The organism is Vibrio palustris, from assembly GCF_024346995.1.
In the GTDB taxonomy this organism is placed as follows: Bacteria; Pseudomonadota; Gammaproteobacteria; order Enterobacterales; family Vibrionaceae; genus Vibrio; species Vibrio palustris.
Genome location: NZ_AP024887.1, coordinates 1,107,063 through 1,122,348, shown reverse-complemented (window position 1 = coordinate 1,122,348; position 15,286 = coordinate 1,107,063). Strand labels below are relative to the sequence as shown.

Sequence of the window (15,286 nt, the reverse complement as noted above, 5' to 3'; positions counted from 1 at the left end):
TAGTCATGCCATGACTCCCCCATCGCACTTCGATGAGCGCAATACTGAGTTAGACATTGACTTCACAACAATAAAAAACCCGCTAAGCGGGTTTTTTATTGTGCATATTAAAGAGTAACCGCGAACGGCCAACAATCTATTGCAAAGCATCAACAATATGATTCAGAGTTTCGCTTGCACGCATGACTGCCGACGCTTTCGCGAAATCTGGATAGTAGTAACCACCAATATTGGTGCTGACACCTTGTGCTTTATTTAACTCATCCACAATCTTCGCTTCATTCGCTTCAAGCTCCTGAGCCACAGATTTAAATTGCGCCGCTAACTCACTATCTTTAGTTTGTGTTGCAAGCGCTTGTGCCCAGTACATTGCAAGATAGAAATGGCTGCCTCGGTTATCCAATTCTCCAACTTTACGTGACGGTGATTTATTTTCGTCTAAGAAGCGACCTGTTGCTTGATCTAAAGTATCTGCCAACACTTGAGCTTTACTGTGCGTGCCATCTTGGTTCATGTACTCCAATGATGCTGACAGAGCGAGAAATTCGCCTAATGAATCCCAACGTAGATGGTTTTCTTTTTCAACTTGTTGAACATGCTTAGGCGCTGAACCGCCCGCTCCTGTTTCAAACAAACCACCACCGTTCATAAGCGGCACAATAGACAGCATCTTGGCCGACGTCCCCAACTCTAGAATTGGGAATAAATCCGTCAGGTAATCACGTAACACATTACCGGTTACCGAGATGGTATCTTTACCGGCTTTAATGCGCTCAAGAGAATACTGGGTGGCATCTACCGTCGACATGATCTGAATATCCAACCCATCAGTATCATGGTTAGGTAAATATTTCTGTACTTTTTTAATCAGTTCAGCATCATGCGCACGCTCGGCGTCTAACCAAAAAATCGCCGGCGTTTGCGAGGCACGAGCACGAGTCACGGCCAGCTTTACCCAATCTTGGATTGGTGCGTCCTTAACCTGACACATACGGAAGATATCACCCGCTTCTACTGATTGTGAAAGCAACACGTTACCTTGGTCATCAACAACGTTGACTGTTCCGTCGTTGTCTAAGATAAACGTTTTATCATGCGAACCATATTCTTCCGCTTTTTGCGCCATCAAACCTACGTTAGGAACACTCCCCATGGTGGTTGGATCAAACGCGCCATGCTGCTTACAAAAATCAACGACTGTTTGGTAAACCCCCGCATAAGAGCGGTCTGGAATCATCGCTTTGGTATCTTTTTGGCCGCCATTGGTATCGTACATTTGTCCTGCCGAACGAATCATTGCAGGCATAGATGCATCGACAATCACATCACTCGGGACGTGCAAGTTAGTGATACCACGATCTGAATCGACCATCGCAAGCTCTGGCTGAGTATGATAGACGGCTGCAATGGCTTCTTCGATTTCGGCACGTTCACTGGCTGGCAATTGCGCAATTTTGGCATACACATCACCAAGGCCATTATTCACATCAACGCCCAAGCTCTCGAAGGTATCAGCGTATTTATCAAATACGTCTTTAAAAAACGCTTTAACTGCATAACCAAAGATCACCGGATCCGACACTTTCATCATGGTGGCCTTCAAGTGCAACGACAATAAAACCCCCTGCTCTTTTGCTTCAGCAATTTGCTGTTCAAAAAACGCCATGAGTGCTTTCTTGTTCATCACGGATGTATCAATGATTTCCTTATCCAACAATGGAAAAGCTGATTTAAGTGTCTTTTTCTCGCCCGATTTACCGACAAACTCGATCGATACTGACGTTGCTTTGTCCAGCGTTAGTGAAGTTTCTGAGCCGAAGAAATCATCAGAATCCATGCTGGCAACGTGCGTTTTGGAGTCCGCAGACCATTGCCCCATCGAGTGTGGATTTTTACGTACATAATTTTTCACTGACGTTGGAGCACGGCGATCTGAGTTACCTTCACGTAGCACAGGGTTTACGGCGCTACCTTTAATTTTGTCATAAACCGCTTTCGCTGCTTTTTCCGCATCGGTTTTAGGTTCAGCGGTATAATTAGGGACTGCATAGCCTTTATCTTGCAATTCTTTAATGGCCGCACACAACTGAGGAACCGACGCTGAAATATTTGGTAATTTAATGATATTTGCCTGAGGCGTTTGCGCAAGTTCGCCCAACTCAGCTAATGCATCGGTCACGCGTTGCTCTGGCTTGAGGCTATCTGGGAAGTTGGCAAGAATGCGTCCCGCTAGTGAAATATCGCGAGTCTCAATAGCGATGTTAGACGAAGCAGTGAATGAACGAATGATCGGCAAAAATGAGTAGGTTGCTAAAGCCGGTGCTTCATCTGTGATCGTATAAACGATCGTTGGTTTCTGTGTAGGCATGAACTTTCCCTATATGTTCTGATGACACGATATCGCTACCGTGTTGCTTGGTTCTGTATGGCAGGACATCACCGTTGATTGGTGATCCTCTCCACCCCTTGCTCGTTATACTGTCGCACGTTCCGTGACTCATGAGGAGAGTTTGAAATTACGATAACTATCAATATCATCCTTGAGCAAGCGCGGTGACGCGACGCGGCGTATTGGTCTGAGTGACAAATACGCTTATAATTCGGTATGCTCAGCGACCAACATGACTAAGCATGATATGATTTCGCCGTGTTTTAACCAAACATACCGAGAAAAACCGTCATAAACCGCGTATCGACACTCAGTGTTTATCGACAATATACCATCACTGACTTGATGTCGACGCACGTGATTTTATTCTCGAAATCATAACGTAAAGCGAACTCCCATAAAACGATCGCAGCCATACTTTTACATTTTTGCAAGGTAATTAACATGTCATCTCGCCCAAACGGCCATCGTTCTTTGCGTGCCTCTCACTCTGAGGCCACTCCCAAAAAGCGTTCATCATCCACACAACGCCGTAAGCCTAAGCCTAAGGCTAACCAACGTAAACCTCGCCCAGCTCCTTTGGAACGTAAGGTATTAGTGTTTAATAAACCTTATGATGTCTTGAGCCAATTTACCGATGGCCAAGGCCGACAAACCTTAGCGGATTTTATTGATGTCAAAGATGTTTATGCCGCAGGTCGTTTAGATAGAGATAGCGAAGGTTTGATGGTGCTAACCAACGATGGCGTATTGCAAGCCAAGCTGACACAACCCAAATCAAAATCTGAAAAAACCTACTGGGTTCAAGTCGATGGGGAACCGAATGAGGAAGAATTAGCGCAGCTACGTTTGGGCGTCACCTTAAAAGATGGCCCAACATTGCCCGCTAAAGTCGAAAGAATTGATGAACCTGCTCATTTGTGGGCACGTAATCCTCCCGTTCGATTTCGAGCGAATATTCCGACTACGTGGCTTGCGATAACGATCATCGAAGGTCGCAATCGACAGGTCAGGCGTATGACGGCTCATATTGGTTACCCGACTCTACGCTTAATTCGTTACTCGATGGGTGACATTACTCTCGGCGATTTGGCCCCAGGGCAATGGCAAGACCTTCACCTTTAAGTGTGAAGGCCTTAATGAAAGAGCGCTATTGATGGCGCTCTTTCAATTTATTAATCACATCACTCATTGATAAACCTTGATCGTTTAACAACACTAATAAGTGATACATTAAGTCTGCCGATTCACATACTAACTCTGCCTTATCGCCAGAGGTTGCCGCTAGCGCCACTTCAACGCCTTCTTCACCCACTTTCTGAGAAATTCGCTTGGTACCCCGCGCGTACAAACTCGCCGTATAAGAGGTGTCGGGATCCGCGTTTTTACGTTGGCCCAATAGCGTTTCCAGTTGCTGCAGCCAAACCATCTGTGAGGCTTCTTGTGCGTCACCATCAAAACACGTGGTCGTGCCTAAATGACATGTTGGACCAATAGGCTCAACCGTTGCGAGTAGTGTATCTTGATCACAATCCAACGCGAGATTTTTAAGCTGCAACACGTTGCCAGACGTTTCACCCTTGGTCCATAAGCGTTGTTTGGTGCGTGAGTAGAATGTCACCTGTTGCGTCGTTAATGTTTTATCGAGCGCATCGCTATTCATGTAGCCCAACATCAAGACTTCACTAGAGGTAAAGTCTTGCACGATGACAGGGATTAACCCATCGACTTTATCCCAGTCAATACGTTGTGATAAAGACGTTGTTACTGAATCTTGACTCATAGTCGTACCTCGATTCCTTCCTGCTGGAGATAGTGTTTTAAATCACCAATATTAATAATTTTTTTATGAAATACTGAGGCGGCTAGTGCGCCATCGACATTTGCTTGCTGATACGCATTGCGAAAATGCACCATTTCACCAGCACCGCCGGAGGCGATTAATGGCACTTTACACGCTTCACGTACCAAATTGAGTTGGGTTAAATCATACCCATTACGGACACCGTCTTGATTCATCATATTCAACACAATTTCACCCGCACCGCGTTGTTGCACTTCTTTGACCCAGCTTACCGTATCCCACTTGGTTGCTGCCGTGCGTTTTTCATCACCAGTGAACTGATACACTTTATATGTACCGGCTTCTTCATCAAAATAGGAATCAATGCCGACCACAATACACTGTACGCCGAAGCGATCGGCTAACTCAGTAATGAGCTGTGGATTGGCCAGCGCAGGTGAATTGATCGAGACTTTATCGGCGCCAAATTCTAATAGCTGTGCACAATCTTCTGCTGTACGAATACCTCCAGCCACACAGAAAGGAATATCAATCACTTCTGCTACACGGGAAACCCAGCTTTTATCGACAACACGTCCGTCACTTGATGCGGTAATATCATAAAAAACTAACTCGTCAGCGCCTTCTTCTGCATAGCGTTTAGCCAGTGGAACAATGTCACCGATGATCTCGTGATTACGAAACTGAACCCCTTTAACCACTTGTCCATCACGGACATCCAAGCACGGTATTATGCGTTTTGCCAACATGCGAACGCCTCCTCTGCGGTAAATTTGCCATCCAATAATGCCCGACCGACGATCACCCCAGCGACCCCTGTCCCTCGTAGTGCCTGAATATCATCTAAACAGCCAATACCGCCAGATGATTGAAATTGCACTTGCGGATACTGTGCGCATAAATCCTGATACAAAGACACATTGGAACCGGCTAATGTGCCATCACGAGAAATGTCGGTACATAACACATGCTTTAATCCAACGGTTAGGTAATCATCGAGTAAGGCTTCAATCGTCACACCCGAATCTTCTTGCCAACCGGAAATCGCCACATGGCGCTCGCCATCGGCATTAATATTGATGTCTAGCGCGAGGACAATATGCTCAGCGCCATACTGTTTAATCCAAGATTTTACCCGTTCAGGTTGCTTGACCGCCGTCGAGCCAACAACTACACGTTCTGCGCCTGCGTCTAATAAATTTTTCACATCGTCTTCAGAACGCACTCCGCCGCCAATTTGTACTTGTGCGGGTGTACTGGCGATCAAACGGCCAATTAAGCCTAATTGACGGGCTTGTGTATCTTTTGCTCCCGTTAGATCCACCAAGTGTAACCATTGTGCGCCGGCGTTGTGGTAAACAGCAAACTGTTCCACCGGATCAACTTTATATTCCGTCACTTGTCCATAATCGCCTTGATACAAGCGAACAACTTGCCCCTCAATAAGATCCAATGCAGGGATGATCATCTCTTTATCCTTAAAGCGTTAAAAAGTTATTAATTAAAGTAGCGCCCGCTTTCGAAGAGCGTTCTGGGTGAAATTGTACTCCGTAATAATTACCACTTTGAATCGCCGCACTGAACGGCTGACCGTAGTCGCAAGTTGCGATGGTGTACTCTCCAACTGGCATAGCAAAGCTGTGCACAAAGTAAAAGTATTCGTCAGCTTCAATGCCAGCAAATAATGGATGCCCAGAAGCGGCTGTCACTGTATTCCAACCCATGTGTGGTAATGGCAAACCTTGCGTATCCATTAAGCTCACTTCACCCGCACACAAACCTAAACAGTCAATATCCGCCGTAGTATGTGACGGCTTTTCTTGTGAACGTAAACCCAGCAGTTGCATACCCAAGCAAATCCCTAACAACGGTTGAGTGACTTGCTTAACAAGCTCAACCAGTTGACGTTCTTGCAAGTTTTTCATGGCTTCCGTCGCCGTTCCTACTCCAGGTAAAAACAGCTTATCCGCCCCGAGTACCACGTCGGGATCTTTAGAAATGGTTACGTCATATCCCAAACGCTCAATGGAAAAGCGCAATGAAGAAATATTCGCGCAGCCGGTATCAATAATGACAATACTTGGCGACATTACAACACTCCTTTGCTACTCGGCAGATCGTTACCCTCAACCTTTATCGCTTGACGTAAGGTGCGGCCAAATGCCTTAAACAGACTTTCAATAATGTGGTGGTCGTTGTCACCATTCGAAGACAGATGTAACGTACAAGCTAACGTATCAGTCAGTGAACGGAAGAAGTGATATACCATTTCTGTCGACAAATCTCCGACTTGTTCGCGACTGAACGCAGCATCAAATTTCAAATAAGGACGACCCGACAAGTCCAGCGCACATTGCGCAAGACATTCATCCATCGGTAAACTGAATCCAAAACGGCCAATACCACGTTTATCACCCAAGGCTTCTTTCAACGCTTGGCCCAATGCCAATGCTGTATCTTCAATCGTGTGGTGATCATCAATGTGCAGGTCGCCCGTCACTTGACAGTTTAGAGAGAAGCCACCGTGCGTGGCGATTTGATCGAGCATATGATCGAAAAAGCCTAATCCTGTCGCGATGTGATTTTTTCCTGCAATATCTAGGTTAACGGCAACTTGAATGTCGGTTTCTTTGGTTTTACGGACAACGGTCGCTTCACGAGATTGTTGCGTTAGTGTCGCGACAATGGCTGGCCAATTCATTACTTTGGGATCGTATTGAATACCCTGTATCGCCATATTTTCAGCTAATTGTAAATCGGTTGGTCGATCCCCAATGACGGCAGACTGTGTGAAATCGACTAAGCCTTGCTGTAAATACGTTCTAACTAAACCTAATTTCGGTTTACGGCATGTGCAGTTGTCTTCGTTAAAATGCGGGCAAATTAGTACATCATCAAAGACAACGCCTTGCGAAGAAAACATATCCATCATCATGTTATGTGGCGCATCGAAGTCAGCTTGTGGGTAGCTCTCGGTGCCTAACCCGTCTTGATTGGTCACCATGACCAACCGATAGCCTGCATCTTGTAATGCTAACAAACTTGGAATCACTAACGGCTCAAATTGTAGTTTGTCGAGTCGATCAACTTGAAAATCCACTGGCGGCTCAACAATAAGCGTGCCGTCGCGATCAATAAAGAGAATTTTTTGTTGGCTCACAGAATGATCCTTTTCTGATTATCACACCAGCAAGATAACTGCCCGTGTTTAAAAATACTGATTAATTCATCCGTTACACCCTTCAGCACACTATCCGTTCACTAAAGGGCAAATAACGAATTATGCTTGATAAAAATTACGAATAAACGTTACGGTTTTTTCACATTCTTCACGGCTGCCAGCACTGATGCGTACCCCATTTTCGATGGGTGAATTACGTAAAATAATCCCTGCATCCCATGCTGCTTTAAATAAAGCATCGCCATCAGGGAACTGGACTAGTAAATAATTTCCCCAGCCTTCATGTACCGTCACGCCTGGAATCATACTTAAACCTGCTTGCAAGTAAGCGCGGTTCACCGTGATTTCTAATACTTGATACTTTTGCCGCGCCAATCCGGCTTTAGATAACGCCTGTACTGCAATATCAACAACTGGGACGGGAACAGGATACGGCGCAATAACTTTTAATAACACCTGAATCAGTTCAGGGCTTGCCAAGGTAAAACCACAACGTAATCCCGCTAACGCAAATGCTTTCGACAGCGTGCGTAAAATGGCTAAGTGAGGATATGTTGCCAATAAATCAACGGTACTATCTTGTAAGCAAAAATCAATATAGGCTTCGTCTATCACGACAATGGCACGGTCTTGAGTCATTTCAAGTAATGTTACGATATCGTCTCGATTCATAACATTGCCAGTCGGGTTATTCGGACTACAAACGAAGACCACTTTAACCTTGTCTAAATTTGCTTCAATCGCTGGAAGATCCAGTTGCCAATCCGACGTTAAAGGCACCGTTTTACGCTCAACGCCAAACGTCTCAGCACTGATCGCGTACATACCATACGTGGGTGGACAGTACAAAATGGCATCGTCGCCTGCTTCGCAAAAGGCGCGAATCAGTAGTTCAATGCCTTCATCTGCACCACGTGAAGTCAGCACTTGCTCTGAGCTTACTCCAGCATACTCTGCGTATGCGTCGATCAATGTCGCTGGCTGGCAATCACTGTAACGATTTAATTGGCTAACCGTTAATTGATATTCATTATCATAAGGGGATTCGTTCGCGTTGAGCCAAACATCACCTTCACCGCCAATACGCCGTGCTGACAGGTAAGGGGTTAATGCTTGAACTTGTTTACGAGCCAGTTTTTCCATGATTACTTATCCTGTTGCTGTAATTTATTAACACGGATGGTAACGGCGCGGCGGTGTGCGTCCAACCCTTCGGCATTGGCCATTTCTACCACCGTCGGCGCGAGATTTTGTAGGCCTTGCGCGGACAACTCTTGCACTGTCATACGCTTGCTAAAATCCGCCAATCCTAAACTTGAGTAAGTCCGTGTATAACCATAGGTCGGTAATACATGGTTAGTACCCGAGGCATAATCGCCTACGGACTCTGGTGACCAACATCCTAAAAAGATTGAACCAGCATTATCAAATAATGGTACGAGCTCTCGTGGGTTCTTGGTTTGGACAATTAAGTGTTCCGGCCCATAGAAATTAGAAATCGATACACACTGAGTCAGCGACTCAGCGATAATGACCAAACTGGATGACAAAGCTTGGCGAGCAATATCAGCACGTGTTAACTCTTGTAATTGCGCTTGTACCGCATCATTCACTTGGTCAGCCAAAATAGGTGACGGCGTAACAAGAACCACTTGTGAATCAGGGCCATGCTCTGCCTGGCTCAGAAGGTCGGCGGCGACAAAGTCTGGATCGGCGTGCTCATCAGCAATGACTAACACTTCAGATGGGCCTGCTGGCATATCAATCGCGGCGCCACGATAATCATTACTTACTTGACGTTTTGCTTCAGTTACATACGCATTACCTGGGCCAAAGATCTTATCCACCTTAGTGACAGACTCCGAACCATAAGCCATCGCGGCAATCGCCTGTGCCCCACCTAAATTATACACTTCATCAATTTGGCACAGTTTGGCAACGTACAAAATCTCATCCGCAATCGGTGGTGGTGAACACAAGATCACCTTACGACAGCCCGCAATTTGTGCAGGAACACCTAGCATCAATACAGTCGAAGGCAGTGGAGCACTGCCGCCAGGAATATACAGCCCTACTTGACTAATTGGACGCGTAATCTGCTCACACACCACGCCCGGCATCGTTTCTACGCGTATCGTTTGCGCTTTTTGCGCTTTGTGGAAGCAACTAATATTTTCATGAGCTTGTTCCAACGCTTGCTTCATTTCTGGGGTTAAACGTTCAGACGCTGCTTCAATCTCTTCATTACTGACACGCAATGTCGCCGGTTTTACACGATCAAACTTTTCGGTTAGCTCCCACAACGCCGCATCACCGCCTTCGCGTACTTGAGTCATCACCTCATTAACAATGGATGTGACGTTAGCGCCAGCAGAAATCGCCGGACGCTCTAAAATTGAATTATGCTGCTCTTCACTTAAAGATTGCCAAACAACGGTTCTCATCACTTACTCCATCATTTTTTCAATCGGTAACACCAAAATAGAACTCGCGCCTAGCGCTTTAAGCTGTTCCATTGTTTCCCAGAATAGGTTTTCAGCACTGACTAAGTGCAATGCCATGCGAGATTTATCTGCGGACAGTGGCAATACGGTTGGATCTTCCGCACCAGGAAGCAATGCCGTGATTTCTTCCAGTTTATCGACGGGTGCGTGCAACATAATGTATTTCGATTCTTTGGCTTGCTGGACACCCTGCATACGAGTCAATAAGCGATTAATTAAGTTCACTTTATCTGAAGCAAACTCGCCAGGACGTTGAATCAAAGTGGCTTTTGATTCAAAAATCACTTCCACTTCTTTTAAACCATTCGCTTCTAACGTGGCTCCTGTTGAAACCAAATCGGCGATAGCATCAGCAAGCCCTGCTCGGGGTGCCACTTCGACAGAGCCGGTGAGCATGCAAGTGCTAAAATCCAATCCTTCCCGATCCATGTAAGCTTTCAATAGTTGTGGATAGGTTGTGGCAATACGCTGACCTTGTAAATCTTGTGGGCCGTTATAGGTTTGATCTGCATCGATGGCGATAGAAAGACGACAGCCACCAAAATCCATACGACGTAGCGTTTCAAACTCGCTCGGCTTTTGCAGCGCAACGCGATCTAAACGCACTTCTTCCAGTTCATTTTCGCCGATAAAACCTAAATCAACGACGCCATCCATAATCAAACCTGGAATATCGTCATCGCGAACCAACAATAAATCAATTGGCATATTTACCGAATGAACGACTAGGCGCTCACCCATCACATTGAACTGCACGCCACACTGTTTGAGTAGACTTTGACACTCTTTCGCCAAACGGCCTTTTTTCTGAATTGCGATTCTTAAACGTTGAGATGACATAAACACTTCCCTTTGCAAATATTTGAATTTAAATGATTTTTTTGGATTAAAATGAAAAAACCCTCGGGAGCTTAGTTCCCGAGGGTTTGCAATCTGACTATAACCAAATTAACCACCGGGAGATTTCCTGTCTCCCGGGTATGCGCTCATCTCCCGACAGACTGACTAAGGATGATGATGGTGATGATGAATAATCATATTAATTGAGCGCATATTTATAACCGTTTTTTCGTTGGATTGATTTTACACTAACGAAGCTTACGAGATATTTCAAGTGCTTTTTTCGTATTTGTGCGAATTATTAGCGACAATCAATTTGACATAAAAAAAGGAGGTCACATGACCTCCTTTTTAGTACGACATTTTTAGACCAGTTTAAGCCCGGCTTGGAGATTGTGTACGCTTATCATTGATGCGGCGCTGAGAGACCCACTTAAGCACGAGACACACCACAATAAACGTCACTGCTGCGGCACCAAAGGCAATCACGATTGAATCACTCATACCCAATACTATATAACCAATCAACGAAATAAAGGCCGTTGAAAGCGCATAAGGTAACTGAGTTGCGACGTGGTCAATATGGTTACAACGCGCGCCGGTTGACGATAGAATGGTCGTATCTGAAATTGGCGAGCAATGGTCTCCAAACACAGAGCCTGCTAATACCGCACTTAACATCGGTAACATCAATGCAAGATCAGTCGCAGCCGACATATCACCTGCAATAGGTAACATAATGCCGAACGTTCCCCAGGATGTTCCGGTCGCAAAGGCCATAATCCCAGATAAGATAAACAGCAGCACAGGCAACCATTGTGGACTAATACTGTCTTGCACGAGCGAAGAAAGATACGCACCGGTTTGAACATCGCCAATCACCGACCCTATGGTCCACGCAAATACAAGAATGATCACCGCGCCAAACATGGATTTCGCCCCAATCCATAATGTACGACCAATATCTCCGACAGGTAACTGTTGCTTAAATACTGTCGCAATAGCAACCACAAGCCCAACAATTCCGCCCGTGATTAACGAAGTATCTACTGCCGTATTCTCGAATGCACCAAGCACTGAGAATCCCTCATCATTGGCCGCTAACGCTTGAGCTCCCGTCACAATCATAGTTGAGACCGTCGCGATAATGAGCATCACTATCGGCAACACAAGGTCAGAAACCTTACCGTGCTGGCTTTCTGGTATCTCTAATTCTTGATTATCGCTATTTTTTGCTGAGCTGGTATCACAACCTCGCCCTTGAGCCGCTTGCCTTTCATGTTTACGCATAGGTCCAATATCCATACGAAACCAGATCACAGCAAACACCATTAACAACGCAAAAATCGCGTAAAAGTTCATTGGCACTAAACGCATGTACGCACCTAAAGGTGTATAGTCGTTAATGCCATGACTCACTAAAATACCACTGACCAATGTCATAATGTACGCGCCCCAACTTGAAGCTGGCATGACGACACACATCGGCGCAGCAGTCGAATCAAGCACATAGGCTAATTTTGCCCGAGAGACATAAAAGCGATCCGTGACTGGTCGGGAAATCGACCCTACGGCTAAACTGTTAAAGTAGTCATCGACAAAAATGAATACACCGAGGAAAGCAGCCAGTAATTGTGAGCCACGTTTGCTTTTAACACGTACTTGCGCCCATTCGGCAAATGCACGTGTTCCACCCGATAGGGACAACAAAGCGGTCATCATTCCTAGCAAGACAAGGAAGCACAAAATGCTCATATTCCAAGAATTGATCGCGCCATCGCTGATAAATACCGCAATCACTTTTTGCCAAATATAAACCACCGTGTTCGTCACAGAATAATCTGCAAGAAGTAAAGAGCCTAATACAATACCAACACCAAGAGACACTAATACACGACGTGTAATAATGGCTAGGCTAAGTGCGACTACCGGTGGTAGTAGCGATAACGGTGAGGTAGAAAAATCGATTAAATTCATGATCTTCAAAAACCAATTTCGTTGGTTAGAGATCTACTGCAGACAATTACTATGCTAAAAATAATAATTATGTTGAAGCAAGCGAAAGGGAAGCGAACACTCCACCCAACCCTACAGTAGCGCTCCATAGTTTAACAACACAATAGACTATGGCAGTGTTGTACTTATTCAATACAACCCCAGCGAATGTATTTGATGAAAAACAGTCGCTTCGGCAATCGCCCCTTTTTTTATGGTTCATTGACATCACTCCAACCATAAATACTGATGACTATTGCGCCTCTACGGCGAAGATTTCAACTCAAACCAACAATTATCGTTGATAAAAATCTCATCCCCGCTTAGGTGGCGGCTATTGTACGTATTCAAACCCTCATTGCAACCCGAATATCTAGAGATATTTCAAGTGCTCAATCCTTCGCCATATTTTAATTAGTTTGCTAAAAATTGACTTTGTTATGCACTAATACTCACTTAATAAAATTTTTTACATTTATTGACAATTGTTTTTCTATATTTCGTCCCTATATATCTTTAATAGTGAACTTTTTATTGGTAAATACGTCATATAGGATATATTATCATCGACAGTTTATTATTATTTCATTTCAGATGTTGTAAGAATAAAAAGCTCGGTTTAAAATTACTTAAATTATTTTGATTTTATTTAATAGGAAGCAGTCATGTCTGATTTAACAAAAACTCTACTGAACATTCGTAGCCTGCGTGCATTTGCACGAGATCTTACGCTAGAACAACTTGATGAAGCGCTTGATAAATTAACCACGGTTGTTGAAGAACGTCGTGAAGCAGAAGAAGCAGAGCGTGCTGCTCGTGCTGAACAGGAAGCCAAACTTTCTGCAATTGCAGAAAAAATTGCCGCTGATGGTATTGATGTAAATGCATTAATTGATGCACTTTCTGGCGAAACAAAAACCAAGAGTAAATCAAAAGGTAAACGTGCACCACGTCCTGCTAAATATAAATACGTTGATGCTAACGGCCAAGAAAAAACTTGGACAGGCCAAGGTCGTACACCTTCAACTATCCAAAAAGCGTTAGACGAAGGTAAATCTCTAGAAGAGTTTGCAATTTAATCAATATTTATACCTATATGATATAAAAAGGCTCCGATAGCGGAGCCTTTTTTATGTGTATAATATTCTTTATAAACAGTTTATTATCTTAATAATTATTACATGCTAACGTTCCCAATACGCTTCTTCTAAACTATCTTCTCGCTCTGGTAAACCTTTAGATAAACGTGGAGAATGCTGAGCTAATACTTCATAACTAGCGCGGTTAGCATATTTACATACTTGAGAGAATGAGGAGTACGTCAAAAATTCATGTTGATGTTTACTCGAATTAGGAACCATATCTTTATGATATTTATTTGCCGACATATCATGTAGTAACGCCGATAATGCTGCATCCCCGGCACCATTGGTGTTTTTAATTTTTTCCGGCCCGCCCATATAAGGCGCGATGTGTGAATACACTTTCATTGGATTGACACAACTGCTTTTCATCGCAGGGCGGCTAAATTCGTAGCGGTTGAATTCAGCGATGGCACCAGGCAATAACGGTAACGATGTTTCGCGCTTACTCTCTTCTTCGCAATAGCCGGCCATAAACAGTCCAACAGGCCCTGACGTACAGAGTACCAGGTCAACCCATTCTAATGCTTTATCTGAAGCCAGTAATGGATCGTCTTCCCCCGTCAATGCCGTCGCCTCTTCTTCATTCATTGCGACAACCGAGATATGCTCATTTAAAAACTCACGCCAAAATTCAGGATCGTCTTGAATAACAAACTTTGTACCTAAGGTTAATACGACGGGTACATTATATTGTTTAGCATACTCAATTGCTTGCATCGTTGCTTCAGGCATCGGGTCGCCTTGATTGCAACGAATTAAATACGCGGTCAACACTAATGCCGATGCATTGGAAAAAATAGCTTCAGGAATACTTTCTGGTTTCAATTGATTCATCAAACCAGCACTGATCGCAAATGTTCTTTCACCATCTTCCGTAATTAACGCAAAACAACGGCCTATTGCACCATCAACACCTTGTAAATAATTCAAATCCATTCGACTTGAAGTATTACATAAATAGCGGTACCCATAACTACCAATCTTAATGTCACTACTCATTACCCCAAGCAACGTTGAGCTATCATCGGCAAGAACAGAGTAATTATGTAAGGTATTTCCAATCGTACCGCCTGCATATTCAGTCGTAATTAACTGGTTGTTTTTTAATTCACTATATAATGCTTCTGCGTGATCATCATTAATGAGTAATGAATGTCCTTTACTCAATCCATAACGTTCGATCAGTTCACTGCACACTGTCGCTTCAATATCTACCAAGGTTTGATCAATCCCAATAACATGTGTTTTAGAAGCCTTTGCCGCTTCTTGTGATTGAATAACTAATGGATCACGAGCGTGAACTGGAAAATAATGTTTAGACTTGCGCCGTCCTGGAAATTTCATAATACCCAACAAATTCGAATGGAGAGAAATGGGCAGGAATTCTACCCTGTGCGAGCATGTTCGACAATGTCTAGAATTATAGCA

Annotated in this window: 13 protein-coding genes, 1 riboswitch and 1 other annotated feature; of the genes, 2 read left to right on the top strand and 11 right to left on the bottom strand. The window is 44.3% G+C overall.

Annotation, left to right across the window (positions count from 1 at the left end):
- Positions 1–136: 136 nt before the first annotated feature.
- A complete protein-coding gene (locus OCU30_RS05440; RefSeq protein WP_077313270.1) occupies positions 137–2,368 on the bottom strand; it encodes an NADP-dependent isocitrate dehydrogenase in 2,232 nt (743 codons plus the stop codon).
- 465 nt (positions 2,369–2,833) lie between these two features.
- On the opposite strand from OCU30_RS05440, the gene OCU30_RS05435 reads away from it, so the two are divergent.
- The gene (locus tag OCU30_RS05435) at positions 2,834–3,514 is read left to right on the top strand and encodes an rRNA large subunit pseudouridine synthase E (protein ID WP_077313272.1); all 681 of its coding nucleotides are present in this window, start codon (positions 2,834–2,836) and stop codon (positions 3,512–3,514) included.
- Between the two features lie 25 nt (positions 3,515–3,539).
- On the opposite strand, the gene hisIE is transcribed toward OCU30_RS05435, so the two are convergent.
- From hisIE to OCU30_RS05390, 9 genes are all read right to left on the bottom strand, one after another.
- Positions 3,540–4,172 carry a bifunctional phosphoribosyl-AMP cyclohydrolase/phosphoribosyl-ATP diphosphatase HisIE gene (gene hisIE, locus OCU30_RS05430; RefSeq protein WP_077313274.1) on the bottom strand — a complete coding sequence of 211 codons (633 nt, stop codon included), beginning with the start codon at positions 4,170–4,172 and terminating at the stop codon, positions 3,540–3,542.
- Positions 4,169–4,942: an imidazole glycerol phosphate synthase subunit HisF gene (gene hisF / locus OCU30_RS05425; protein WP_077313276.1), complete on the bottom strand. Its 774-nt coding sequence runs from the start codon at positions 4,940–4,942 to the stop codon at positions 4,169–4,171. The genes hisIE and hisF overlap by 4 nt, the downstream gene beginning before the upstream one ends.
- A complete protein-coding gene (hisA, locus tag OCU30_RS05420; protein WP_077313278.1) occupies positions 4,924–5,661 on the bottom strand; it encodes a 1-(5-phosphoribosyl)-5-[(5-phosphoribosylamino)methylideneamino]imidazole-4-carboxamide isomerase in 738 nt (245 codons plus the stop codon). The genes hisF and hisA overlap by 19 nt, the downstream gene beginning before the upstream one ends.
- Positions 5,662–5,671: 10 nt before the next feature.
- Positions 5,672–6,283, bottom strand: a complete 612-nt coding sequence (gene hisH, locus OCU30_RS05415; protein WP_077313280.1) for an imidazole glycerol phosphate synthase subunit HisH — start codon at positions 6,281–6,283, stop codon at positions 5,672–5,674.
- Positions 6,283–7,353: a bifunctional histidinol-phosphatase/imidazoleglycerol-phosphate dehydratase HisB gene (gene hisB, locus OCU30_RS05410; protein WP_077313282.1), complete on the bottom strand. Its 1,071-nt coding sequence runs from the start codon at positions 7,351–7,353 to the stop codon at positions 6,283–6,285. Before hisB ends, hisH begins: the two co-directional genes overlap by 1 nt.
- 120 nt (positions 7,354–7,473) lie before the next feature.
- A complete protein-coding gene (gene hisC / locus OCU30_RS05405; RefSeq protein WP_077313284.1) occupies positions 7,474–8,517 on the bottom strand; it encodes a histidinol-phosphate transaminase in 1,044 nt (347 codons plus the stop codon).
- Positions 8,518–8,519: 2 nt separating this feature from the next.
- Positions 8,520–9,818 (bottom strand): histidinol dehydrogenase, encoded by a 1,299-nt coding sequence (gene hisD, locus OCU30_RS05400; protein ID WP_077313286.1) that lies wholly within the window; start codon positions 9,816–9,818, stop codon positions 8,520–8,522.
- A 3-nt stretch (positions 9,819–9,821) separates the two neighbouring features.
- Positions 9,822–10,718 (bottom strand): ATP phosphoribosyltransferase, encoded by an 897-nt coding sequence (hisG, locus tag OCU30_RS05395; RefSeq protein ID WP_077313288.1) that lies wholly within the window; start codon positions 10,716–10,718, stop codon positions 9,822–9,824.
- Positions 10,719–10,769: 51 nt separating this feature from the next.
- Positions 10,770–10,905, bottom strand: a sequence feature (His leader region).
- Positions 10,906–11,093: 188 nt separating this feature from the next.
- Positions 11,094–12,695, bottom strand: a complete 1,602-nt coding sequence (locus OCU30_RS05390; protein WP_077313291.1) for a Na+/H+ antiporter NhaC family protein — start codon at positions 12,693–12,695, stop codon at positions 11,094–11,096.
- A 109-nt stretch (positions 12,696–12,804) separates the two neighbouring features.
- A riboswitch (Lysine riboswitch) is annotated at positions 12,805–12,988 on the bottom strand.
- 390 nt (positions 12,989–13,378) lie between these two features.
- Between OCU30_RS05390 and OCU30_RS05385 the strand changes: the two genes are divergently transcribed.
- The gene (locus tag OCU30_RS05385; protein WP_077313293.1) at positions 13,379–13,792 is read left to right on the top strand and encodes an H-NS family histone-like protein; all 414 of its coding nucleotides are present in this window, start codon (positions 13,379–13,381) and stop codon (positions 13,790–13,792) included.
- A 105-nt stretch (positions 13,793–13,897) separates the two neighbouring features.
- On the opposite strand, the gene OCU30_RS05380 is transcribed toward OCU30_RS05385, so the two are convergent.
- Positions 13,898–15,202, bottom strand: a complete 1,305-nt coding sequence (locus OCU30_RS05380; protein ID WP_077313295.1) for an inosine/guanosine kinase — start codon at positions 15,200–15,202, stop codon at positions 13,898–13,900.
- Positions 15,203–15,286 lie beyond the last annotated feature (84 nt).

Bases quoted from the DNA above. Each gene is read 5' to 3' on its own strand.
- hisG (WP_077313288.1), bottom strand. From the start codon at position 10,718: ATGTCATCTCAACGTTTAAGAATCGCAATTCAGAAAAAAGGCCGTTTG.
- hisH (WP_077313280.1), bottom strand. From the start codon at position 6,283: ATGTCGCCAAGTATTGTCATTATTGATACCGGCTGCGCGAATATTTCT.
- hisA (WP_077313278.1), bottom strand. From the start codon at position 5,661: ATGATCATCCCTGCATTGGATCTTATTGAGGGGCAAGTTGTTCGCTTG.
- OCU30_RS05440 (WP_077313270.1), bottom strand. From the start codon at position 2,368: ATGCCTACACAGAAACCAACGATCGTTTATACGATCACAGATGAAGCA.
- hisC (WP_077313284.1), bottom strand. From the start codon at position 8,517: ATGGAAAAACTGGCTCGTAAACAAGTTCAAGCATTAACCCCTTACCTG.
- OCU30_RS05435 (WP_077313272.1), top strand. From the start codon at position 2,834: ATGTCATCTCGCCCAAACGGCCATCGTTCTTTGCGTGCCTCTCACTCT.
- OCU30_RS05385 (WP_077313293.1), top strand. From the start codon at position 13,379: ATGTCTGATTTAACAAAAACTCTACTGAACATTCGTAGCCTGCGTGCA.
- OCU30_RS05380 (WP_077313295.1), bottom strand. From the start codon at position 15,202: ATGAAATTTCCAGGACGGCGCAAGTCTAAACATTATTTTCCAGTTCAC.
- hisF (WP_077313276.1), bottom strand. From the start codon at position 4,942: ATGTTGGCAAAACGCATAATACCGTGCTTGGATGTCCGTGATGGACAA.
- OCU30_RS05390 (WP_077313291.1), bottom strand. From the start codon at position 12,695: ATGAATTTAATCGATTTTTCTACCTCACCGTTATCGCTACTACCACCG.
- hisD (WP_077313286.1), bottom strand. From the start codon at position 9,818: ATGAGAACCGTTGTTTGGCAATCTTTAAGTGAAGAGCAGCATAATTCA.
- hisIE (WP_077313274.1), bottom strand. From the start codon at position 4,172: ATGAGTCAAGATTCAGTAACAACGTCTTTATCACAACGTATTGACTGG.